Origin of the sequence: Duganella sp. 1224 (assembly GCF_013408245.1) — a bacterium.
Lineage (GTDB): Bacteria > Pseudomonadota > Gammaproteobacteria > Burkholderiales > Burkholderiaceae_D > Rugamonas.
Window position 1 is genome coordinate 2,598,013 of record NZ_JACBYS010000001.1, and the last position, 20,139, is coordinate 2,618,151.

The window sequence follows — 20,139 nt, forward strand, 5'->3', positions numbered from 1 at the left end:
CCGCGCGACAATTTCCTGCTCATGGCTTCTCCTCCGGTTTGCTGAACACGCTTTGCACCACCACCTCCGTCCCCGGTCTGGCGCCGAAGCCGATCGCGGTGACGCGGTAGCAGTAATGCGGCTTGGCCCCCGCCGACGCATCGTCCCCAGGCTGATGGCACTCCATCCGCTCGATCAGATAACGCGGCTTTTTGAACGGCAGAAAGCCTTCGCCCGTCGGCATCACCGCCGCCGTGTACGCGCCGTGGGTGACCGTGCAAGCACCACCGTCCTCCGCGCCGCTCAAATCAACCACCTGCCAAACCACCTTCTCACCCACCGCCGCCCGCAAGCGCAAGCCGACACCGCCCGCACCGCACGTCGCGCCAAACGCCCCGCCCGCCTCAGCCCCCTCGCCGTCCACAAGTCCCGCGCCGTCCTCAAACGCCGCCCGCCGCGAAGGATCGCTGCTGTTCCGAATCTCCCGCTCCGCATCAGCCAAGGCATCCTCCGCCGTCAGTAACGCCACCTCCCGATCACGCTCCGCCCGTGCCGCCTTCTCACCCTGCAAGCACAACTGCGCCGCCGACACGCCCAGCAGCAATACCATGATCAGCAGCACCAGGCTGACCACCAATGCCGCCCCCCGCTGCCCGCGCATGATCTCAACCATCCCGATTCCGCAACGCCACCGTCATGCTGAACAGGCGCCGCGTCCGCAGCCGCTGCGACGCCGGCAACGCCGCCTCCTCCACCCGCACGCCAACATCGCCAGGATGCGCGTCCGCATAGGCCGCGCCGAACAGATCGAACGTGGTATCCAGCGTGTCCGCCCGCGTACTGTTCTCGCCATGTAGCAGCAAGCCCAGCCTGACGGCGCACACGCGTTTCCATCCGGCGGCCGCATCCACCGCCGTCGCATTCAGATAGGTATTGGGCACGCCGTCCAGCGGCGTATCGGTGTCCACGCCATACAGCACCTGAAAGGAATCGACGCCGCGCACCACCGCGTCCGCGCCCCAGCCGGACGCGCTGCGATACTTGCAGCGCAACTCAGGCTCGCCGTCCGCATCGGCCGCCACGTAGAAGATGCTCCAGCCGCGCGTATCGCCTGCCACGCTGAAGCCGGCACAGTTGACGCTGGAACCGTCACCCGTCGCCCCCGCTCCGGAGCCGGTAAACCGTAAAGCCAGCACGTCGCTGCCATGCGCCACCGCCGGCAGCGGCTCGCTGATGCCTTCGCTATTGCGGGTGATGGTGGCGGCGTCACGCCCGGCCACCGAGGCGGGCGTGTCTGGATCAAGCTCCGGCGGGACGCCGTCGCGGTCCCAGTTGACGTACGCGGCCTGGCGTATGGACTGCGCCATCAGTTGCATCGCATAGCGGCCGCCGTCGCTGAGCCACAAGGTCTCGCTGTGATGGCGATAGTTGCTGCCTGACGCAACCAGCAGCCCGCTGGCCAGCAAGGTCACCAGCAAGCCCAGCGCCAGCGCGACCATCAGCTCGATCACGCCCCAGCCACGACAGGAAACCGGCTTCATGGCAGACCTCCCACCGTCAGCGCCACGCCTGGCGCAAATTCTCCGGCCGCGTCCTGGTCCCGCGCGCCATCCGGCCGTTTGCCGCGCCAGCCGATCTTGACGACCACCGGCGCCGAGGCGCCGCCGGCGCAAGACCAGCGCAACGTGCCGCCGCTCCACAAGCCGGCATCGCGGCAGATCATGACGCGGCCGCCAGGCAGATGCGACAGCAACTGTTGCCTGGCCTCCTGCAGATCGGATAGCGCCAGCTGCGCCGGTGCGCACGCCACGCCATGGCACAAGGCCGCCGGCGCGGGCGAGGCCGGCGCGGCAAACGCATCGTAATCCAGGGTCAGGTAGAGATCGGCCTGCGAGGGATTGGCGCGTATGCGCTCCGCCAGCCCGGTGGCCAGCTGCGTGGCCTGCGACAGCCGCACCGCCTCATGACGCGCCCGCAGCGCCGCCAGTTGCAGCGCCACACCGCCGAGGATGCCCAGCGCGAGCACCACCACGGCAACCAACACTTCCAGCAGCGTAAAGCCACGGGCGCGCACAGCACACCTCCGCAAGTCAGCAAGACTGTGCTAGAAGGTAGCAGTGCTAATTGATGAGAATATGAGGTGTATCAAACGTGCGCCAGCCGTGCGCTCAGCGAGCCGGCTTGCCGACTTCGGCGATGGCGTTCTGGAACTCGGCCAGGTCTTCAAAGTTTTTGTACACGGAGGCAAAGCGGATGTACGCCACGTTGTCGAGGCGCTGCAGCTCCTGCATCACCAGCTCGCCGATGTAGCCGGTGTCCACTTCACGCTGACCGCTGGTCAGCAGTTTTTCCTCGATGGAAGCGATGGCCTTGTCCACCGCCGGCGCCGCCACAGGACGCTTGCGCAAGGCCAGCTCCAGGCTGCCGCGCAGCTTGGCCGACGAATACTCGGTGCGGCTGCCGTTCTTTTTGACCACATACGGCATCACCAGTTCGATGCGCTCATACGTGGTAAATCGTTTATCACATTTGCCGCAGCGCCGCCGCCGGCGTATGGCGTCGCCCTCCTCCGATACGCGCGTATCGAGGACCTGGGTTTCTTCATGCTGGCAGAACGGACATTTCATATGGCGCTGGACTTTGGTTGCCGTCGTTCCGGCGCAAGCCGGAACCCATAGAACGCGTGCTCAGCATGGGTCCCGGCCTTCGCCGGGACGACGGAGATTAATTACTTGGCGTAGACAGGGAACTTGTCAGCCAACACCTTCACCGCCGCTTTCACGCGTTCGATGGTGGCGGCGTCGTGCGGGTTATCCAGCACGTCCGCGATCAGGTTGCCGACTTGTTCCGCTTCCGCTTCCTTGAAACCGCGGGTGGTCATCGCTGGCGAGCCCAGACGAATGCCCGAAGTCACGAATGGCTTCTGCGGATCGTTCGGGATGCCATTCTTGTTGGTGGTGATGTGGGCCGAACCCAGAATCGCCTCGGCTTCCTTGCCGGTCAGGTTCTTCGGACGCAGGTCCACCAGCATCACGTGCGACTCGGTGCCGCCCGACACAATGCGCAGGCCGCGCTTGATCAGCGTTTTGGCCAGCACGTCGGCGTTCTTCACCACCTGCTGCTGGTATTCCTTGAACGCCGGCTGCAGCGCTTCCTGGAAGGCCACGGCCTTGCCGGCGATCACGTGCATCAGCGGGCCGCCCTGGATGCCAGGGAAGATCGCCGAGTTGATGGCTTTTTCGTGCTCGGCCTTCATCAGGATGATGCCGCCGCGCGGGCCGCGCAGCGATTTGTGCGTGGTCGACGTGACGAAGTCAGCGTGCGGCACCGGATTCGGGTACAGGCCGGCGGCGATCAGGCCGGCGTAGTGCGCCATGTCGACCATGAAGTACGCGCCCACCGACTTGGCGACGGCGGCGAAGCGTTCGAAGTCGATCTTCTTCGAGAAGGCCGAGGCGCCGGCGATGATCAGCTTCGGCTTGTGTTCCTTGGCCAGCGCTTCCATGGCGTCGTAATCGATGTCCTCGTCGGCGGTCAGGCCGTAGGACACCACGTTGAACCACTTGCCGGACATGTTCAGCGGCATGCCGTGGGTCAGGTGGCCGCCTTCGGCCAGCGACATGCCCATGATGGTGTCGCCCGGCTTCAGCACGGCGAAGAACACGCCCTGGTTGGCCTGCGAGCCCGAATTCGGCTGCACGTTGGCGGCTTCCGCGCCGAACAGTTGCTTGACGCGGTCGATGGCCAGTTGCTCGACCACGTCCACGTACTCGCAGCCACCGTAGTAGCGCTTGCCTGGATAGCCTTCGGCGTATTTATTGGTCAGTTGCGAACCCTGCGCTTCCATCACGGCGGGCGAGGTGTAGTTTTCCGACGCGATCAGCTCGATGTGATCGTGCTGGCGGGTGTTTTCGTGTTGAATGGCGGCGAACAGCTCTGGGTCTACGCTGGCGAGGGTGTGATCTTTTGCGAACATGAAAAAACTCCAATCGAATGAGTAACTTGTTACTGGCAGTTGGATCGAATGAGAGAAGCCATAGCGAACCGGCAGCCTCTTCGTGCTTTCCATCGAGGGCTGCCCAGGCGAACGGCTGATGAAATCTCACGTTTCCCGGTGGATGTCCACCTTTCGCCGACTGACCAAAACGCACCATTGTGGGGCATTTTTGAAAATCACTCCAGCTTTTCGCCAGTTACGTGAGACGTAATGGAACCCAAATTGTATTGGATGCGCCAGATTTGAGCAAGAAAATGAGTTGCAATTCAGGCAAGATCACCAATGGGACCGTTTGCGGCTACAATTTTGTCCACCTTTCCACTCACAGCAAGGACAGATCATGATCGTCTTCATCACCGGCGCCACCGCCGGCTTCGGCGCCGCCATGGCGCGCGTCTTCGCCGGCAACGGCCACCGGGTCATCATCAGCGGCCGCCGCGAGGATCGCCTGCAGGCGCTCGCGGCCGAGCTGGGCGACGCCGTGCGCCCCATCGTGCTGGACGTCACCGACAAGGCCTCGATCCAGGCCGCGCTGGACGGCCTGCCGACCGACTGGCGCGAGATCGACGTGCTGATCAACAATGCCGGCCTGGCGCTGGGCGTCACGCCGGCCCACACCTCGTCGCTGGAGGACTGGGATACGATGATTGCCACCAACGTCAGCGGCCTGGTGGCGATGACGCGGGCGATTTTGCCGGGCATGGTGGAGCGCAACCGTGGCACGGTGATCAACATCGGCTCGATCGCCGGCTCGACGCCTTATCCGGGCGGAAATGTATATGGGGCCACCAAGGCGTTCGTCAACCAGTTCACGCAGAATCTGCGGGCCGACCTGGCCGGCACCGGCGTGCGCTGCACGAATCTGGCGCCGGGGCTGTGCGGCGGCACCGAGTTTTCCAATGTGCGCTTGAAGGACGATGCGGCGGCAGCCAAGGTCTACGAAGGCACCACGCCGCTGACGGCCGAGGATATCGCCAACACCGCGTACTGGATTGCCACGCTCCCGCCGCACGTCAACGTCAACCGGATCGACATGATGCCGACGTGCCAGGGTTATGGCCCGCTGAACGTCAAGCGCACCTGAACCCCGAACCGACAGAGGGGTCTGACCCCGTACGGGGTCAGACCCCGCAGCGTAGCGCCGTGCGGGGTAGCAGCAAACGCCGCCTGAAAAGCGTAAGGCGCCCGCCCTCGGCTTAAGAGAGGCTTATACCCCGCTTCATTCATGAAATAATTTCGTAAAGGGTTGTTACAATACTTGGCAAGTTGCAAGTAAACCGCTTTACTGTCGTTCAGGCACCTTTGCGCGCCAGTTGATAAAGTTCAACCAAAACAACAATATCGCGTAGAATGTTGCTCAATCTTATAAGTCCAACCAACATGCCAGCAGATTTCATCTGGAACGTCCGGGTCTACTACGAGGACACCGACGCCGGCGGTATCGTCTATTACGCAAACTACCTGAAGTTCTTCGAGCGCGCCCGCACCGAGTGGCTGCGCGCCCTCGGTGTGAACCAGCACACATTACTCGCAGAACACGACACCCTGTTCGTCGTCAAAAGCGTCAGCGCGGAGTATCATGCGCCTGCGAAGCTGGATGATGAACTAAAATTAACAGTTAGCATCGAAAAGCTCGGCCGCGCCTCCATCCTCTTCCGCCAGGAAGCCTGGCATGGCGAGCAATTGCTGAACACGGCGCAAGTCAAGGTGGGCTGCGTCGATTCCGCCCTGCGTCCGCGCGCCCTGCCCGCGGTCGTTGCCGACAAAATACGCAATACCAGTGTCACCACCCAAACCGACTGATAAACAATGAACGTCACTCAAGACCTCTCCTTCCTGTCCCTCATCACCAATGCGCACCTGATCGTGCAGTTGATCATGGCGCTGCTGTTCATCATCTCGCTGACCAGCTGGACCTACATCTTCGGCAAGCTGTTCGCGATCCGCTCGGCGCGCCGGCTGACGGTGGAGTTTGAAAAAACCTTCTGGGCCGGCGGCAACCTGCACGCGCTGTACCAGAACGCCGGCAAGGACCGCGCCAACAGCGGCCCGCTGGCGCGCATCTTCGAGGCCGGCATGGGCGAGTTCATCAAATCCAAGGCGTCCTACACCGCCAGCCGCGAAACGCTCGACCTCAGCGCCGTGCTGGACAGCGCGCGCCGCGCCATGCGCGCCGCCTTCCAGCGCGAGATGGACGCACTGGAATCGCACCTGGCCTTCCTGGCCTCGGTCGGCTCGGTGTCGCCGTACATCGGCCTGCTGGGCACGGTGTGGGGCATCATGAACGCCTTCCGCGGCCTGGCCAATGTGCAGCAGGCCACGCTGGCGGCGGTGGCGCCGGGCATCGCCGAAGCGCTGATCGCCACCGCCATCGGCCTGTTCGCGGCGATTCCGGCGTTTGTCGCCTATAACCGTTTCTCGTACGACGTGGACCGCCTGGCGATCCGTTTTGAGAGCTTTGTCGAAGAGTTCTCCAACATTCTGCAGCGTCAATCGCGTTAATCATCATGGGCTCCTCCTTCTCCGGCGGCATGCGTAGCGGCCGCACGCGCAAGCTGAAATCCGAGATCAACGTCGTGCCGTACATCGACGTCATGCTGGTGCTGCTGATTATTTTCATGGTCATGCCGTCGGCCAACGACCCGAGCGTGGTCGACCTGCCCAAGGCCGAGAAATCGACCAAGCCGCCAAGCGACTACGTGCAGATCGTCATCAAGCCGAACGGCGCGCTGTCGATCGGCGTCAAGGGCAAGGACGAGGACGCGCCGGAAACCGCGCCCAACCGCGACGCCCTGGTGCGCAAGCTGCGCACCATCCACAACGACCATCCCGACTACCCGGTGCTGATCGCCGGCGACAAGGACAGCAAGTACGACGACGTCATCCAGCTGATCTCGGAAGCGAAAAAGATGGGCATCACCCGTGTAGGCCTGTCGACCAAGTAAATGCAAACGATGAAACCCGCAACCGCAGGCGGTCCGTACAAGGTACCGCGACAACACAACAGCTTGCGTTCGATCACGCTGGCGGTGGCGATGCACGCCCTGTTGTTGCTGTTCCTGTGGGTCGGCGTGAGCTGGCAGAACAACGAACCGACTGAAGTCCAGGCCGAAATCTGGGACATGAAGGTGCAGGACGCCGCCCCGCCCGCCCCCACGCCGGAGCCGGCGCCCAAGCCGGAACCCGAACCGGAACCCGAGCCGGTCAAGACGCCGCCACCGCAGCCGGTGCAGGCGCCGCCGGTGCCGAAGGAAGACCCGGAGATCGCGCTGGAGCGCCTGAAGGCCAAGAAGAAGGAAGAGGAACGCCAGCAGAAGCTGGAGCAGGCCCGCCTGCAGAAAATCGAGGACGAGAAGCAGGCCAAGCTGGACGCCAAGAAGAAGGCCGACCAGAAGGCCAAGGAAGAGAAGGACAAGGCCGAGCAGGAAGAGAAGGACAAAGCGCTGGCCGCCGAGAAGGAGAAGAAGAAGCTGGCCGCCGAAAAGGCCGCCAAGGACAAGGCCGAGAAAGCCGCCAAGGACAAGGCCTTCGCGGCCGAGATGAGCCGCATCACCGGCGCCGCCGCCAAGGGCAGCACCGGCACCGCGGCGCAGTCGACCGGCGGCCGCGTCGACGGCGGCTACGCGTCCAAGATCCGCGCCAAGATCAAGAGCAATCTGGTCTACGGCTCGCAGGACGACAGCCTGAGCGCCACCTACTCCATCACCCAGCTGCCGACCGGTGAAATCATCGGCGTGCGCAAGGTGCGGGGCAGCGGCTCGGCCGCCTACGATACCGCCATTGAAAACGCGATCGCCAAATCGTCACCACTCCCAACGAAAAATGATGGTACGGTAGAGCGCGAACTTACTCTCGACTTCAAGCTGAAGGAAATGCACTGACATGAAAAAACTGAATATGCTCTACACCGGCCTGGTCATCGCCGCCACCATGGGCAGCGCCCGTGCCCAGATGCGGATCGAGATTTCCGGCGTCGGCAGCAATCAGATCCCGGTGGCAGTGGCTGGCTTCGCCAACGAAGGCGTGTCGCCACAAAAAATCTCCGAGATCATCAAGGCCGACCTGGAGCGCAGTGGCGCCTTCAAGATCATCGACGCCGGCGTCGTCAACGACGTCAACAACATCGACTACAGCGGCTGGAAGGCCAAGGGCGCCGACGCGCTGGTGGTGGGCACCGTCGACGCGCTGGCCGACGGCCGCTACGACGTGCGCTACAAGCTGCTGGACACCGTCAAGCAGGCCAAGATCTCCAACCTCGACAAGGCCGTCACCGCCCAGTTCACCCGCCTGTCGGCGCACCTGATCGCCGACGACGTATTCTTCAAGCTGACCGGCATCCGCGGCGCCTTCTCGACCCGCATCGCCTACGTCAAGCAGGAAGGCCGCAACTACCAGCTGATGGTGGCCGACGCCGACGGCGAAAACGAACAGCTGGCGCTGCGCTCGAACGAGCCGATCATCTCGCCGTCGTGGTCGCCGGACGGCACCAAGGTGGCCTACGTGTCGTTTGAACAGAAAAAGCCGGTGGTCTACGTGCAGAACCTGATCACCCGCGCACGCACCGTGGTGGCCAACGAAAAAGGCAGCAACTCGGCACCGGCCTGGGCGCCCAGCGGCAACAAGCTGGCGGTGGCGCTGTCCAAGGACGGCCACACGCAGATATACACCGTCAACGCCGACGGCAGCAATCTGCGCCGCGCCTCCAACAGCCCCGGCATCGACACCGAGCCGCAATGGTCGGCCGACGGCAACAGCATCTACTTCACCAGCGACCGCAGCGGCGGCCCGCAAATCTACCGCATGAACCCGGACGGCAGCGACGCCAAGCGCGTCACCTTCGGCGGCGCCTACAACATCAGCCCGCGCATCTCGGCCGACGGCAAGACGCTGGCCTACATCTCGCGCCGCGACAACAACTTCCAGCTGTACGTGCTGGACCTGGCCAGCAACCAGGAACTGCGCCTGTCCGACACCACCAACGACGAATCGCCGAGCTTTGCCCCCAACGGCAAGTACATCATGTACGCCACCCAGGCCGGCAGCCGCAAATCGCTGGCCGTGGTCTCGGTCGATGGCCGTGTTAAACAACGCCTGACCACTCAGGCGGGCAACATCAAGGAGCCCACCTGGGGTCCGTTCATGCAGTAATGTCGATTCACTACTAGGAGAATTATTATGCGTAAACTCAGCAGCTTAGCCTTCGCCGTCACCACCGCCGCCATCCTCGCCGCCTGCTCGTCGACCCCGATCGACGACAAGAAACCAGCACCGGTGGTCGAGCGTCCGGTCGACAAAGCCGTCCAGCCGCAAGCCGACACCCGCACCGTGGCCCCGGTGGAAACCAAATCGCTGGATCCGCTGGACGATCCAAAAGGCGTGCTGGCCAACCGCAGCGTGTACTTTGACTTCGACAGCTTCGTGGTGCGCGCCGACGGCAAGCCAGTGGTGGAAAACCACTCGGCCTACCTGATCAAGAACAAGGCCCGCTCGATCCTGATCCAAGGCAACACCGACGAACGCGGCGGCGCCGAGTACAACCTGGCGCTGGGCCAGAAGCGCGCCGAAGCCGTGCGCAAGGCCATGACCACGCTGGGCGTGCCGGAGTCGCAGATCGAAGCGGTGTCGCTGGGCAAGGAAAAACCAAAGGCCGAAGGTCACAACGAAGAGGCATGGGCACAGAACCGTCGTGCTGACATCGTCTACAAGTAATCAAAAGCACTACCATTATGCCGGGTCACAGGCATAATACGGGGCGGCGCGCGGCAACCACCGCGCCCTGCCCCGTTTCCATTTAGAGATTAGTGTGAAAGCGCCCGACATGAAGAAACTGACCCAAACCGGCCTCGGCACCGCCCTGCTGGCCGCGACCCTCTGGCTGCCGCTGCAAGCCCATGCCGGCCTGTTCGACGACGACGAAGCGCGCAAGGCGCTGCTCGACCTGCGCGCCAAGGTCGAAGCCATGCGCGCCGACCTGAACGCCCGCATCGACACCAAGTCCGACAAGTCCAGCACGCTGGACCTGGTAACCCAGAACGAGCAGCTGCAGCAGCAGATCGCCCAGCTGCGCGGCCAGATCGAAGTGCTGGCCAACGACATCGCCAACGCCCAGAAGCGCCAGAAAGACTTCTACGTCGACCTCGACACCCGCCTGCGCAAGCTGGAGCCGCGCGAAGTCACCATCGACGGCAAGACCGCGCAGGTTGATCCGGGCGAGCAGCGCGCCTACGACAACGCCTACAAACTGTTCACCAGTGGCGACTACAAGGCGGCCGCCACCGCGCTGCAGGAATTCGTCCAGCGCTACCCGGGCTCCAGCTACGCGCCCAACGCCCAATACTGGCTGGGCAACTCCTACTTCGCCCAGCGCGACTGCAAGAGCGCCATCAGCGCCCAGCTGGTCGTGCTGAAAAACTACCCGGACAGCCCGAAAGCCCCGGACGCCATGCTGAACATGGCCAGCTGCCAGACCGAGCTGAAGGACAAGGCCGCGAAGAAGACGCTGCAGGACCTGATCAAGCAATATCCGGACTCGACCGCCGCCGAGACCGCCAAGCAACGCCTGAGCGGCAAATAATTACCGCAGGGTATTTGACAGCTGGGCTGAGAACCCTCTATAATCTCGCTTCTTTCGGGGGTCGTTAGCTCAGCTGGTAGAGCAGCGGACTTTTAATCCGTTGGTCGCAGGTTCGAATCCCGCACGGCCTACCATTCCGAAAGTGCCCAGGTTGCAAACCTGAGGGTCGTTAGCTCAGCTGGTAGAGCAGCGGACTTTTAATCCGTTGGTCGCAGGTTCGAATCCCGCACGGCCTACCAAGAATTATCAAGGAAGCCCACGAATTTACGTTCGTGGGCTTTTTTGTTTCTGGTCGCCATGAAGTCACAAAGATGTCATTTAATCAATATTGATCGAGCGCCTCGCTGCGGAGCGTGAGATGGCACCTATTAAAGCGATTGACAGACAATTTTGATGAAACGTTGCCCCGCTTTCACGCTCTTGCTGAAGTGGACCTTGCAGAATTTTGTCTGTGGATCCAATTGCCGCGATAACAGGATCTGACCGTATTCACCGTAACGGCACTCCATCCATTTACCGGCGTGGAAACTCTCATCGCTCAAATCGTAGGTCGTCACCCATTCAGTCTTCCCCTGTTGCCAGGTGGAGTCGCCCATCAGCGTCGCCCGCTGTTCAGGCGGACCCGCCGCCGCACCTGCGGACGAGAGGTAGAGCGGCGACGCAACGTGAGGCGTCCACTGTCCCGGCACAGATGTCAGTTTGATGGCGGCCTGCGGGATTTCGGTCGGGCAGATAATCTGCTGTTCTGCGGCACCAGCCTGGAGCAGTCCCTGTGCAATGATGATGGCGATGGAGATACACGCTTTCATTCTATTCGATGACCCAAAAAGCGTCGGCGTTGTCGGTCGGGTTGGCATAGGTGCCATTGGGATTCTTGCGTTGTGTACGAATGAAGCGAATAGACTTTTCCCCCTTTCCGGACTGGGCCACATGAAAGACCATCTTGCCGTCGGTTCCATGCAGACTTTTGCGAACGCTCAAGGCATCGTCATGCGGGCAGTGTTCAATATCAAGATATCGCGCGCCGCTTACTTGGCGGCGCGCGATTTTTAGAGTGGGGTGGCGCGGGTATCGACAGCCATGAAAATAGTCCCTGCTCAAGGTTACTCGACACGCCTCATCAGAGAGCCATCCTCGGATGACATTCCGCTGTGTGAGCTTGTTATCGCCGGACGCCCGACGGGCAAAGTTATGCAAGGCGCGGTGTTTCAGGCTGCGCTGCAGTGGCACGATTACGTCCTGCTGTTTGCGACCGATGATGTGCCGTTTGAAGAGGGACTGAGCATCTATTTGCTCGACCAGCGTTTGAGTGTCGTTGACCGTGCCCGGATGTATTTCATCTACTCGCCGGGGATTTTTTCCGATCTGGATCTCAGCGAGGACGACACCGTGCGCTTCCGCTTTATTGGTGACTGCATTTGGAAGCTGACGCTTCACAGCACGAAGAAATTTGCGATTCCCATCCTGTCGAAGCCCCTCGGCGTACACCGCCCGCTGAGATTTTTCCGCAGATTTGAAATTACGCGGTAGCACTCACACCGCAAGCGCCTCCCGCGCCGCCTGGCGGATCGCCTGCGTGGCCGGGTGGCTGATGCGGCGCTCGGTGGTGATGGCGTAGACCTGTTCGCGCAGTGACGGAATCGTGCCGATCAGTACCACGCCGTACTGCGCGCTGATCGCGTCGGCGATCGCCGCCGGGGCGAAGAACATGCCTGCGCCGGACTGGCCGAACGCGTTCAGCATGGCGCTGTCGTCAAATTCGCCCAGCACGCGTAGGCGCGGCACGTGCTTGTGCAGCCACTGCATCAGCCTGGCGTAGACGGCGAAGTCTTCGCCCGGTAGCAGCAGCGGCGCGTTGTTCAGGCATGCGGGAAATGGCCCGCTCAGGCTGGCCGCAAGCGGCCTGGCGGCGAACACACCCAGTTCACTCTCGCCCAGCAAGTGGTTGTAGCCGCGCACGCTCAAGTGGCTGGGCATCGGGCGGTCGGCGATGATCAGGTCGAGCTTGTGGACGGCCATGTCAGCCAGCAGCGCGGCCAGCCTGCCCTCGCGGCAGATCAGCCGGGTCGGCTCATCCAGCGACAGCGCCGGCGCTACCAGCCGGCATGCGACGGCTTTGGAGACGGCGTCGGAGACGCCGATGCGGAAGGTGCTCATCTGCGTGCTGGCCTGGTCCCGCACCACGTCCAGCAAGTCGTCGCCGGCGCTGAAGATGTCTTCGGCGTGGCGCAGGATGCGCTGGCCCGTGTCGGTCAGTTCCAGCCGCCGCCCGACGCGCCGGAACAACTCCACGCCCAGCGTGTCGGCGAATTCGGTCAGCTGGCCGGAGATCGATTGCGGCGTCAGGTGCAGCTGTTCCGCGGCCTTGGCGATGCTGCCGCTACGCGCCACCATCCAGAAGTAACGCAGGTGTTTGTAGTTCAGCGTGGCCATGCCCCGACCTTTCTATACATCGTCTTTTTCGACGTTAATGCCAAATATATTCGAATTGTACGATGAATTGAGCACCCCTATCATGGTTCTTGTCATTCACAGCGAAAGGAACCGATCATGAACATCGCCATCCAATCCCATGGCCTGGTCCTCACCGAGAGTCTGCGCGCCTATGTGCACCGCCGGCTGCAAACCGCGCTGGGCTGGGCGTTGACGCGGCGGCTCGCCGTGTTGCTGTCGGACATCAACGGTCCGCGCGGCGGCCGCGACAAGCGCTGCAAGATTCAGATCCACCTGGACCACGGCAAGACCATCGTCATCGAGGATACCGAGGAAGATGTGTATGCGGCGATTGACCTCGCCGCCGGCCGCGCCGACCGCGCGCTGGCGCGCCAGTTGTCACGCGGCCGCAAGTTCACGCATGACAAGGCCCGCACCCTGTCGCCGGCGGACGAGGCGTCCGAGGTCGACGATCAACCTTAAACCACATCATTCAACGGAGCGCCGCAAATGACTGCAATCGAGAACATTGCCACCGCCCCCATGTGGGCCGGCTTTGTCGCCTTCGTGCTGCTGATGCTGGCGGTGGACCTGTGGGTCTTCGGCGGCAACAAGGCGCACAAGGTGACGGCGCGCGAGGCGGGCGCGTGGTCGCTGGGCTGGTTCGCCCTGGCGCTGGCCTTTAACGGCGGCCTGTGGTGGTATCTGCATGGCACCGTCGGCCCCGAGATCGCACAGCAGAAGTCGCTGGAGTTCCTGTCCGGCTATCTGATCGAGAAGGCGCTGTCGGTCGATAACATCTTCATCTTCCTGCTGATCTTTACGGCGTTCCAGGTGAAGGCGGAATACCAGCGGCGCGTGCTGATCTACGGCGTGCTGGGTGCGATCGTGATGCGCGCCATCATGATCCTGGCCGGCGCGTGGGTGGTGAGCGAGTTCAGCTGGGTGCTGTACCTGTTCGGCGCCTTCCTGCTGTACACCGGCGTGAAGATGCTGAAGACGGTCGACGAGGAACCCGACGTCACCCGCAATCCGGTGCTGCGCTTTGCGCGCCGCCATCTGCCGGTGGCGGAGGGCGACCACGGCGAAAAATTCATCGTGTGGAAGGACGGCAAGCGCTACGTGACCTCGCTGCTGCTGGTGCTGATCCTGATCGAGGCGACCGACCTGGTGTTCGCGGTGGATTCGATCCCGGCGATTTTCGCCATCACGTCGGATCCGTTCATCGTGTTCACGTCGAACATGCTCGCGATTCTCGGTCTGCGGGCGCTGTACTTCCTGCTGGCCGACATCGCCGACCGCTTCCACTTGCTCAAATATGGCCTGGCGCTGGTGCTGTGCTTCATCGGCCTGAAGATGCTGTTGCTGCCGTGGCTGCACATTCCGGTGCACATCTCGCTGTCGGTGGTGGCGGTGCTGATTGCCGGCAGCGTGATCGCCAGCCTGTACGTGAACCGCAACAAATAATTTTGAAGGAGGAATGCAATGCGACATTACGAAACCGATAGCGCCAGCGCCGCTGGCCGCCTGGTGGCCCTGTGCATGGTGGTGGACGGTAACATGACGCCGTCCGAACTGCGCGCGCTGCAGCGCTCGCGCCTGCTGGAATACATCGACATCGATATCGACACTTTCCACGACCTGGTCAGCGACCTGTGCCAGGACATGTTGAGTACCGCCGTCAAGCAGGAGCACGTGGTGCTGGACGAGGCCACCATCGATGCGCTGCTGGGCGAGATCGAGAACCCGGAACTGCGCCGCGAACTGCTGCGGGCGATGTGGACCATCGCCGATGCCGACGGCGTGCTGGCCGACGCCGAGGCCACACTGCTGTCGCGCGCCTGCGCCGTGTGGGCGGCCGAGTCGCGCTTCGTCAGGGAGGCCGCCGGACAGCCGGCCCGCCTGTAACAAAGCGCGCATTTTCCGTCGGGGCGGGATGCATCCGGACGGCGCCGTGGAGACCGAAACGCTGGCACTGTATGACCACGTTCGCGCCACCACCAAGGGCAAGCTGGTGGTGCATGGCCATTCATTTGGCAGCTTTGTGGCGGCGCGCCTGGCGAGCAAGCGCCCGCTGGACGCGCTGCTCGACCAGAAATTGCAGGCCATCGATAACCGTAACGCCTTGCGCGCGTACCAGGGTCCGGTGCTGATCATCAACGGCGTCAACGATGTGCAGACGCCGCTGGTCACCGCGCGCGAGCTGTTCGACAACCTGAACAATCCGCATAAACGGTTCGAAGCAGTTGCCGAGGCCGGCCATATGACCGCCATGACCAAGACGGACACCCTCCGCGCCTACCGCGCTTTCCTCGACGGCGCGTACAACTAGTCCGCCTGCGCGGGAATCAGCAGCAGCTTGCCGACGCTGCCACGGCCGGCGATGGCGCTGTGTGCCTGCGCCGCGTCCGCCAGCGGATAGTCGGCGCCGATGCGCACGTGCAGCACGCCGTCCCGCACCCAGTGAAACAACTGCGCGGCGCGTTCACGCAGCAATGCCGGCGTGGGGATGTGGTCGCGGTAGACGGCATATCCGATCTTGATGCTCTTTGGCAGACGCATGATATTGAAGTCCTGCGGGCCGCCCAGCACCGGGCCGTACCAGCAGAAGGTGCCGCCGCGACGCAGCGCGTCGAGCGAACCCTGGAAGGTCGCCGGGCCCGAGCCGTCATACACCACGTCGACGCCTTTGCCACCGGTGAGGCGTAGCGCTTCATCGGCAAAGTTGCCGTCGGCGTCGACGATCACATGATCGGCGCCCGCCTCCTTGGCGACCGCCACCTTGCTGGCCGACGACACGCGTCCAATCACGGTACCGCCGCGCTGCTTGATGATCTGCGTCATCAGCAGACCGACGCCGCCCGCCGCCGCATGAATCAGCGCGGTGTCGCCCGGCTGTACCGGATAGAAGTCGGTGGTGAAGTGGCTGGCGGTCAGGCCTTGCATCATGATGGCGGCGGCGGTGCGGTCGTCGATGAAGTCGGGCACATGCACCAGCGCATCGGCCGGCACCACCACCATCTCGGCATAGCTGCCCGGCGCGTAGACCCAGGCCACACGGTCACCCGGCTGGAAACCGGTCACGCCCTCGCCCACCGCCGCCACACGGCCCGCGCCCTCGACGCCCATCCCGCGCGGGAATGGCATCTCGTTCCATGCCATGCCCTGGCGAACGCCGACGTCCATGAAGTTGACGCCAGCCACGGCAACCCGCACCAGCACCTCGCCGGGACCGGCCGACGGCGCTGGACGTTCGACATACTCAAGTACCTCCGTACCGCCTAAACGGTTAAACACAACTGCTTTCACGCCTGCTCCTTTATTTTAGATCGATCAGTCAATTTCCGATTCAGTGTATCCATACTGGACTAATCAGTCAATAAATAATGCGGGCGGCGTGAACAGTTAAGCAGTTACAATGGCGTCCATCCGCAAACAACCAAACAGAGCATCATGACTTACGAAGAATTCCTGGACGAGATAGCCACGCTGTTGACCGAAATGTACGACCTGAGCGACGAGGCCGCGATCAAGCTGGTGGTCGACGCGCAGGACAACGATCATTTCGTCATCCACGACGACAAGGAAGAACTGCGCACCGTGGCCCAGGCCAAGATCGAAGCCGCCGCGCTGTACAAAGCCAAGCAGAACAAGAACGACACCCAGCGCAAGCAGCAACAGCGCCAGGTGCAAAAGAAGAAAGCCCGTCCGTAAGCTGACGCGGTCGGGCTTGCTGCACAGCGTTTAATCGGCCTTGGTGGACACCGACAGGTCATGCCACTTGCGGTCGTTTTCGGCGACGGCGTCAGCAGCGCGCTTCACATACTCCACCGCATCGGCGCCGATCAGCAGTTCCACCGGCGGCTCTTCCAGATTGGCCAATGTGATCATGGCCGCCGCCACTTTCACCGGATCGGACGAGGCCTTGCCGACCAGTTGGCGCAGATGGCGCGCGGTCGCGCCCACGGTCTGGTCGTACGGTGCGCTGACGGCCGGCACCTGCATCGACGAACCGGCCCAGTCGGTATTCATGCCGCCCGGCTGCACCACCGTCACCTTGATGCCCAGCGGCGCCACTTCCTGCGCCAGCACCAGCGAGAAACCACGCACGGCAAACTTGGCGCTCTGGTACGCGCTCAGCCCGGCCACGCCCAGCCGCGCGCCAATCGAGGCGATCTGGATGATGTGGCCATGGCCCTGCTCGCGCAGGATCGGCACCGCCGCCTTGCTGACGTACACCACGCCAAAGAAATTGGTCTGCACCTGCCCGGTGAAGTCGTCCAGGCTGATGTCTTCCACTGCGGCGGTGTTGGCGTAGCCGGCGTTGTTGACCACCACGTCGATGCGGCCGAAATGCCGGCGTGTCTGTTCCAGTGCGGCCGCCGCTGCCTGTGCGTCGGCGACGTCCAGCGCCAGCGGCAGCAGACGGTCGCCATACTCCGCCGCCAGCGCCGCAAGCTGTTCCGGCTGACGGGCGGTGGCGGCCACCCGATCGCCGGCGCGCAGGGCGGCTTCCACGATGTCACGGCCCAGGCCGCGCGAACTACCGGTAACAAACCATACTTTTGACATGATTACACTCCTTAGTTGACTGACTACTCACTCATTAAAAAGACAAAAAAATTTACTGCGCCAGCGCCCGCCACAGCGCCTCAAAGCCGTTGGCGATGTGCGCTTCTTTCTGCTGCGGCTCGCGCTCGGCAAAGTCGATCACCACCGCCAGCAGCGCTGTCATCATGGCCGCCGCGAACTCGCTGCTGATCGCCGAATGCGACGGCAGACAATCCCGCACCCCTCGGCCGATGGCGCCCATCCCGGCGGCTGCCGCCGCCAGCGTCTCGGCGGAAATCCGGTGCGACAGCGTCAGCTGCTCCATGGCCTTGCGCTTTTCCGGCTCGGCCAGCGCCCAGCCGATGTAGCGGGTCCAGATATGCAGGGCCCGCACGCGCGGCGCCGCATCCTCGGGAAAGCCGGACAGCAGCACTTGCGCTACCTCGGTCTTCAGATGCAGGTATAGCGCGTTCAGCAGCGCATCCTTGGTCGGGTAGTACGTGAACAGCGAACCGGCCGCCACGCCGGCCTGGCGGGCGATGTGGGCGGTGGTCGCGCCCGCGCCCTCCACCGCAATGATGCGGCTGGCGGCGGTCAGGATCGCCTGCTGTTTGTCTTCACTTAACGGTCGGGCCATGGTGCGGTTTTAAATGACTAGGCACTCATTTAACCACAGTTTGAAAAAGTTTGCAGCGTTGCGCCATCCCTTCCTCTTTCGATGGATGGGCTTTTGCCGTCCAGCGGCCATAATCCTGCCCATGATGAAACCACTACTTTTACTCGCCGCGCTGGCCTCGGGCACCGCGCTGGCGCAAGCGGACGCGCCGGTGGCGCGCACCAACTGGGCGGTCGCGCGCGATGGCGACCAGGTGTACACCTTCTTCGGCCTGGGGCCGGGCAAGACTTGGGCGGATATTCAACAAGACGTGCATGCGCTCGACCTGCGCAGCGACGCCTGGCGCAAGGTGGCCGACATTCCGGTGGCCCAGGGCCGCCTGGCCAGCGCCGCGCTGACGGTCGGCGGCAAGATCTACCTGATCGGTGGCTATACCGTCTCGGCCAAGGGCGAAGAAGTCTCCACGCCCGAGGTGCTGCGCTTTCTGCCGGACAGCGGCCGCTTTGAGGCCGAGACAACAATGCCGGTGCCGGTGGACGACAGCGTCGCCCTGCCCTGGCGCGAGCGCTGGATCGTGCTGGTGAGCGGCTGGCACGACAAGGCCAACGTCACCGACGTGCAGATCTACGACACGCACACGCGGCGCTGGACCAGCGCCACGCCCTTCCCCGGCCGGCCGGTATTCGGCCATGCCGGCGGCCTGATCGGCGACACCATGGTGCTCTGCGATGGCGTGACCGCCGACAAGGGCGCGGACGGCAAGAACGTCTTCGCCATCAGCAACGCCTGCTGGCAAGGGACGCTGGACACCGAGCAGCCGGCGCTGATCAGCTGGCGCGCGTTGCCGCCGCATCCCGGCGTGCCGCTGTACCGGGCCGGCGCGGTGGGCGACAACGGTCGTATTGTGTTTGCGGGAGGCAGCGGCCGGCCCTACAACTACAACGGCATCGGCTACGACCAGTTGCCGGCGGAGCCGTCGGACGCCGTGTTCAGTTACGACCCGGCACGCGGCCGCTGGCAGACGCATGCGCCGCTGCCGCAGGCCGGCATGGACTTCCGCGGCCTGGTGCCGCTAGGGAATGGCGAATACGGCCTGTTTGGCGGCATGCGCGCCGGCCAGCGCGTCAGCGCTGGCGTGATCCGCTTCTCGGCGTCGCCCTGAGCGGATTGCCGAGATAGCGCGGCGGTCAGGCTTTACGACGGCGGGCGACGTAGCCCATCAGCGCCAGGCCGCCGAGCAGCATGGCATAGGTCGACGGCTCCGGCACCGCCGCGGTTTGCGAGAACGAGCCGGTGTAGAAGGCCACGTTCGAGAACGCCGGCACGCTGTTGGCGCTATTGGCGTTGTTGAGCCACTGGATGAGCCAGGTGCCGTTCATGGTCTGCCCGGCATTGATGGTCAGGTCGTTGAACAGGAAGCTGCCGACGTTATTACCGGCGTGGAACGACAGCACCAGGTCGAGCGTGGTGTTTTTGCTGCTGGAATTGGACACCGACCAGGTGCCGTTCACATCGCTGCCAGTCGCTTTGGACAGGGAGAACGACAGTCCGTCGCCCACCACCTTGTCGCTGAACGCCATGCCGTTGTCCTTTTCCACCGTGCCCGCCAGCGTCCAGCCATTGGCTGGCGTTTGGGAAGGCGTAGCGAACTGCGTGGCGAAACCGGCGTTGGACTGCACCGGATTAATCTGCTGCCCCTGGACCAGCGCAAACGCGCTGGAGGGCTGGCTGCTCAAGGTGACGTCGCCGGCGCCCGAGTGGCCTGGACCAGGATTACTGCCCTGGTTGTTGTTATTGTTGTTGCCGCCGCCAGGTTTGGCATGGGCAGCGGTGGCGACAAGCAGAATGCTGAACAGAGCAGCTTTGATGGCGGTTTTCATTTCGGTCTCCGGGCGGCTGGCTGGGAATCCAATTGGGCAATAAAAATTTCCTTAATGAAATTAATATAACACCAGAGAAGCGGAAATGCAATAAATATATTGAACGATG

At 63.1% G+C, this 20,139-nt stretch carries 27 protein-coding genes, 2 tRNA genes and 1 riboswitch; of the genes, 17 read left to right on the forward strand and 12 right to left on the reverse strand.

The annotated features are described in order from the left end of the window. Positions 1-19 precede the first annotated feature (19 nt). The 5 genes from FHW58_RS11610 to glyA form a co-directional block, all read right to left on the reverse strand. Positions 20-652, reverse strand: a complete 633-nt coding sequence (locus FHW58_RS11610) for a pilus assembly protein (protein ID WP_229265136.1) — start codon at positions 650-652, stop codon at positions 20-22. Next, complete coding sequence (locus FHW58_RS11615) at positions 645-1,520, reverse strand: PilW family protein (protein ID WP_179673134.1); 876 nt, start codon at positions 1,518-1,520, stop codon at positions 645-647. The genes FHW58_RS11610 and FHW58_RS11615 overlap by 8 nt, the downstream gene beginning before the upstream one ends. Continuing rightward, complete coding sequence (gene pilV / locus FHW58_RS11620; protein WP_179673135.1) at positions 1,517-2,053, reverse strand: type IV pilus modification protein PilV; 537 nt, start codon at positions 2,051-2,053, stop codon at positions 1,517-1,519. Before pilV ends, FHW58_RS11615 begins: the two co-directional genes overlap by 4 nt. A 94-nt stretch (positions 2,054-2,147) precedes the next feature. Beyond that, complete coding sequence (gene nrdR / locus FHW58_RS11625; protein WP_179673136.1) at positions 2,148-2,606, reverse strand: transcriptional regulator NrdR; 459 nt, start codon at positions 2,604-2,606, stop codon at positions 2,148-2,150. A gap of 101 nt (positions 2,607-2,707) precedes the next feature. After that, the gene (gene glyA / locus FHW58_RS11630; RefSeq protein ID WP_179673137.1) at positions 2,708-3,955 is read right to left on the reverse strand and encodes a serine hydroxymethyltransferase; all 1,248 of its coding nucleotides are present in this window, start codon (positions 3,953-3,955) and stop codon (positions 2,708-2,710) included. A 94-nt stretch (positions 3,956-4,049) separates the two neighbouring features. After that, positions 4,050-4,186, reverse strand: a riboswitch (ZMP/ZTP riboswitch). Between the two features lie 130 nt (positions 4,187-4,316). On the opposite strand from glyA, the gene FHW58_RS11635 reads away from it, so the two are divergent. The 10 genes from FHW58_RS11635 (at position 4,317) to FHW58_RS11680 (ending at position 10,789) form a co-directional block, all read left to right on the forward strand. Next, entirely contained in the window at positions 4,317-5,060 is a 744-nt protein-coding gene (locus tag FHW58_RS11635; protein ID WP_179673138.1) for an SDR family NAD(P)-dependent oxidoreductase, read from the forward strand. A gap of 296 nt (positions 5,061-5,356) precedes the next feature. Beyond that, entirely contained in the window at positions 5,357-5,779 is a 423-nt protein-coding gene (ybgC, locus tag FHW58_RS11640) for a tol-pal system-associated acyl-CoA thioesterase (RefSeq protein WP_179673139.1), read from the forward strand. A 6-nt stretch (positions 5,780-5,785) separates the two neighbouring features. Continuing rightward, positions 5,786-6,478, forward strand: a complete 693-nt coding sequence (gene tolQ / locus FHW58_RS11645) for a protein TolQ (RefSeq protein ID WP_179673140.1) — start codon at positions 5,786-5,788, stop codon at positions 6,476-6,478. Positions 6,479-6,483: 5 nt separating this feature from the next. Beyond that, entirely contained in the window at positions 6,484-6,921 is a 438-nt protein-coding gene (locus tag FHW58_RS11650) for an ExbD/TolR family protein (protein ID WP_229265137.1), read from the forward strand. Positions 6,922-6,930: 9 nt separating this feature from the next. Further along, the gene (gene tolA, locus FHW58_RS11655) at positions 6,931-7,857 is read left to right on the forward strand and encodes a cell envelope integrity protein TolA (RefSeq protein WP_179673141.1); all 927 of its coding nucleotides are present in this window, start codon (positions 6,931-6,933) and stop codon (positions 7,855-7,857) included. A 1-nt stretch (position 7,858) separates the two neighbouring features. After that, entirely contained in the window at positions 7,859-9,124 is a 1,266-nt protein-coding gene (tolB, locus tag FHW58_RS11660; protein WP_179673142.1) for a Tol-Pal system beta propeller repeat protein TolB, read from the forward strand. Positions 9,125-9,151: 27 nt separating this feature from the next. Next, complete coding sequence (gene pal / locus FHW58_RS11665; RefSeq protein WP_179673143.1) at positions 9,152-9,685, forward strand: peptidoglycan-associated lipoprotein Pal; 534 nt, start codon at positions 9,152-9,154, stop codon at positions 9,683-9,685. A gap of 109 nt (positions 9,686-9,794) precedes the next feature. Further along, positions 9,795-10,550, forward strand: a complete 756-nt coding sequence (gene ybgF, locus FHW58_RS11670; protein WP_179673144.1) for a tol-pal system protein YbgF — start codon at positions 9,795-9,797, stop codon at positions 10,548-10,550. 58 nt (positions 10,551-10,608) lie between these two features. Continuing rightward, positions 10,609-10,684: transfer RNA gene (locus FHW58_RS11675), tRNA-Lys, on the forward strand. Between the two features lie 29 nt (positions 10,685-10,713). Further along, positions 10,714-10,789: transfer RNA gene (locus FHW58_RS11680), tRNA-Lys, on the forward strand. 129 nt (positions 10,790-10,918) lie between these two features. On the opposite strand, the gene FHW58_RS11685 is transcribed toward FHW58_RS11680, so the two are convergent. Next, complete coding sequence (locus FHW58_RS11685) at positions 10,919-11,359, reverse strand: STY0301 family protein (RefSeq protein ID WP_179673145.1); 441 nt, start codon at positions 11,357-11,359, stop codon at positions 10,919-10,921. A 1-nt stretch (position 11,360) separates the two neighbouring features. Next, positions 11,361-11,651 carry a BPSL0067 family protein gene (locus tag FHW58_RS11690; RefSeq protein WP_179673146.1) on the reverse strand — a complete coding sequence of 97 codons (291 nt, stop codon included), beginning with the start codon at positions 11,649-11,651 and terminating at the stop codon, positions 11,361-11,363. Between FHW58_RS11690 and FHW58_RS11695 the strand changes: the two genes are divergently transcribed. Then, on the forward strand, positions 11,631-12,080 hold the full coding sequence (locus tag FHW58_RS11695; RefSeq protein ID WP_179673147.1) for a hypothetical protein: 450 nt from the start codon (positions 11,631-11,633) through the stop codon (positions 12,078-12,080). The two genes, FHW58_RS11690 and FHW58_RS11695, sit on opposite strands and share 21 nt — an antisense overlap. A gap of 3 nt (positions 12,081-12,083) precedes the next feature. Here FHW58_RS11695 and nhaR read toward each other — a convergent pair whose 3' ends face one another. Then, a complete protein-coding gene (gene nhaR, locus FHW58_RS11700) occupies positions 12,084-12,983 on the reverse strand; it encodes a transcriptional activator NhaR (protein ID WP_179673148.1) in 900 nt (299 codons plus the stop codon). Positions 12,984-13,100: 117 nt separating this feature from the next. Between nhaR and FHW58_RS11705 the strand changes: the two genes are divergently transcribed. From FHW58_RS11705 to FHW58_RS11720, 4 genes are read left to right on the forward strand one after another with little or no spacing between them, the layout of a single operon-like run. Further along, on the forward strand, positions 13,101-13,466 hold the full coding sequence (locus FHW58_RS11705; protein ID WP_179673149.1) for an HPF/RaiA family ribosome-associated protein: 366 nt from the start codon (positions 13,101-13,103) through the stop codon (positions 13,464-13,466). 27 nt (positions 13,467-13,493) lie between these two features. Next, the gene (locus FHW58_RS11710; protein WP_179673150.1) at positions 13,494-14,450 is read left to right on the forward strand and encodes a TerC family protein; all 957 of its coding nucleotides are present in this window, start codon (positions 13,494-13,496) and stop codon (positions 14,448-14,450) included. A gap of 18 nt (positions 14,451-14,468) precedes the next feature. Next, positions 14,469-14,891 (forward strand): TerB family tellurite resistance protein, encoded by a 423-nt coding sequence (locus FHW58_RS11715; RefSeq protein WP_179673151.1) that lies wholly within the window; start codon positions 14,469-14,471, stop codon positions 14,889-14,891. A gap of 46 nt (positions 14,892-14,937) precedes the next feature. After that, the gene (locus tag FHW58_RS11720) at positions 14,938-15,315 is read left to right on the forward strand and encodes an alpha/beta hydrolase (protein ID WP_179673152.1); all 378 of its coding nucleotides are present in this window, start codon (positions 14,938-14,940) and stop codon (positions 15,313-15,315) included. Here the strand turns inward: FHW58_RS11720 and FHW58_RS11725 are convergent. Then, the gene (locus tag FHW58_RS11725; RefSeq protein WP_179673153.1) at positions 15,312-16,292 is read right to left on the reverse strand and encodes a quinone oxidoreductase; all 981 of its coding nucleotides are present in this window, start codon (positions 16,290-16,292) and stop codon (positions 15,312-15,314) included. The genes FHW58_RS11720 and FHW58_RS11725 overlap by 4 nt on opposite strands. A 144-nt stretch (positions 16,293-16,436) precedes the next feature. On the opposite strand from FHW58_RS11725, the gene FHW58_RS11730 reads away from it, so the two are divergent. Next, positions 16,437-16,697 (forward strand): hypothetical protein, encoded by a 261-nt coding sequence (locus FHW58_RS11730; RefSeq protein WP_179673154.1) that lies wholly within the window; start codon positions 16,437-16,439, stop codon positions 16,695-16,697. 30 nt (positions 16,698-16,727) lie between these two features. Here FHW58_RS11730 and FHW58_RS11735 read toward each other — a convergent pair whose 3' ends face one another. Together FHW58_RS11735 and FHW58_RS11740 are read right to left on the reverse strand one after the other, a co-directional pair. Beyond that, a complete protein-coding gene (locus FHW58_RS11735; protein ID WP_179673155.1) occupies positions 16,728-17,555 on the reverse strand; it encodes an SDR family NAD(P)-dependent oxidoreductase in 828 nt (275 codons plus the stop codon). Between the two features lie 52 nt (positions 17,556-17,607). Next, positions 17,608-18,171, reverse strand: a complete 564-nt coding sequence (locus FHW58_RS11740) for a TetR/AcrR family transcriptional regulator (protein WP_179673156.1) — start codon at positions 18,169-18,171, stop codon at positions 17,608-17,610. Between the two features lie 121 nt (positions 18,172-18,292). On the opposite strand from FHW58_RS11740, the gene FHW58_RS11745 reads away from it, so the two are divergent. Beyond that, positions 18,293-19,312 carry a galactose oxidase gene (locus FHW58_RS11745; RefSeq protein WP_179673157.1) on the forward strand — a complete coding sequence of 340 codons (1,020 nt, stop codon included), beginning with the start codon at positions 18,293-18,295 and terminating at the stop codon, positions 19,310-19,312. Between the two features lie 25 nt (positions 19,313-19,337). Here FHW58_RS11745 and FHW58_RS27500 read toward each other — a convergent pair whose 3' ends face one another. Continuing rightward, entirely contained in the window at positions 19,338-20,030 is a 693-nt protein-coding gene (locus FHW58_RS27500) for a PEP-CTERM sorting domain-containing protein (protein ID WP_229265138.1), read from the reverse strand. Positions 20,031-20,139 lie beyond the last annotated feature (109 nt).

What these genes read in the sequence shown, in the direction of transcription:
- FHW58_RS11610 (WP_229265136.1), bottom strand. Translation starts at nt 652, where the DNA reads ATGGTTGAGATCATGCGCGGGCAGCGGGGGGCGGCATTGGTGGTCAGC.
- FHW58_RS11615 (WP_179673134.1), bottom strand. Translation starts at nt 1,520, where the DNA reads ATGAAGCCGGTTTCCTGTCGTGGCTGGGGCGTGATCGAGCTGATGGTC.
- nrdR (WP_179673136.1), bottom strand. Translation starts at nt 2,606, where the DNA reads ATGAAATGTCCGTTCTGCCAGCATGAAGAAACCCAGGTCCTCGATACG.
- glyA (WP_179673137.1), bottom strand. Translation starts at nt 3,955, where the DNA reads ATGTTCGCAAAAGATCACACCCTCGCCAGCGTAGACCCAGAGCTGTTC.
- FHW58_RS11635 (WP_179673138.1), top strand. Translation starts at nt 4,317, where the DNA reads ATGATCGTCTTCATCACCGGCGCCACCGCCGGCTTCGGCGCCGCCATG.
- ybgC (WP_179673139.1), top strand. Translation starts at nt 5,357, where the DNA reads ATGCCAGCAGATTTCATCTGGAACGTCCGGGTCTACTACGAGGACACC.
- tolQ (WP_179673140.1), top strand. Translation starts at nt 5,786, where the DNA reads ATGAACGTCACTCAAGACCTCTCCTTCCTGTCCCTCATCACCAATGCG.
- FHW58_RS11650 (WP_229265137.1), top strand. Translation starts at nt 6,484, where the DNA reads ATGGGCTCCTCCTTCTCCGGCGGCATGCGTAGCGGCCGCACGCGCAAG.
- tolA (WP_179673141.1), top strand. Translation starts at nt 6,931, where the DNA reads ATGAAACCCGCAACCGCAGGCGGTCCGTACAAGGTACCGCGACAACAC.
- tolB (WP_179673142.1), top strand. Translation starts at nt 7,859, where the DNA reads ATGAAAAAACTGAATATGCTCTACACCGGCCTGGTCATCGCCGCCACC.
- pal (WP_179673143.1), top strand. Translation starts at nt 9,152, where the DNA reads ATGCGTAAACTCAGCAGCTTAGCCTTCGCCGTCACCACCGCCGCCATC.
- ybgF (WP_179673144.1), top strand. Translation starts at nt 9,795, where the DNA reads ATGAAGAAACTGACCCAAACCGGCCTCGGCACCGCCCTGCTGGCCGCG.
- FHW58_RS11685 (WP_179673145.1), bottom strand. Translation starts at nt 11,359, where the DNA reads ATGAAAGCGTGTATCTCCATCGCCATCATCATTGCACAGGGACTGCTC.
- FHW58_RS11695 (WP_179673147.1), top strand. Translation starts at nt 11,631, where the DNA reads ATGAAAATAGTCCCTGCTCAAGGTTACTCGACACGCCTCATCAGAGAG.
- nhaR (WP_179673148.1), bottom strand. Translation starts at nt 12,983, where the DNA reads ATGGCCACGCTGAACTACAAACACCTGCGTTACTTCTGGATGGTGGCG.
- FHW58_RS11705 (WP_179673149.1), top strand. Translation starts at nt 13,101, where the DNA reads ATGAACATCGCCATCCAATCCCATGGCCTGGTCCTCACCGAGAGTCTG.
- FHW58_RS11710 (WP_179673150.1), top strand. Translation starts at nt 13,494, where the DNA reads ATGACTGCAATCGAGAACATTGCCACCGCCCCCATGTGGGCCGGCTTT.
- FHW58_RS11715 (WP_179673151.1), top strand. Translation starts at nt 14,469, where the DNA reads ATGCGACATTACGAAACCGATAGCGCCAGCGCCGCTGGCCGCCTGGTG.
- FHW58_RS11730 (WP_179673154.1), top strand. Translation starts at nt 16,437, where the DNA reads ATGACTTACGAAGAATTCCTGGACGAGATAGCCACGCTGTTGACCGAA.
- FHW58_RS11735 (WP_179673155.1), bottom strand. Translation starts at nt 17,555, where the DNA reads ATGTCAAAAGTATGGTTTGTTACCGGTAGTTCGCGCGGCCTGGGCCGT.
- FHW58_RS11740 (WP_179673156.1), bottom strand. Translation starts at nt 18,171, where the DNA reads ATGGCCCGACCGTTAAGTGAAGACAAACAGCAGGCGATCCTGACCGCC.
- FHW58_RS11745 (WP_179673157.1), top strand. Translation starts at nt 18,293, where the DNA reads ATGATGAAACCACTACTTTTACTCGCCGCGCTGGCCTCGGGCACCGCG.
- FHW58_RS27500 (WP_229265138.1), bottom strand. Translation starts at nt 20,030, where the DNA reads ATGAAAACCGCCATCAAAGCTGCTCTGTTCAGCATTCTGCTTGTCGCC.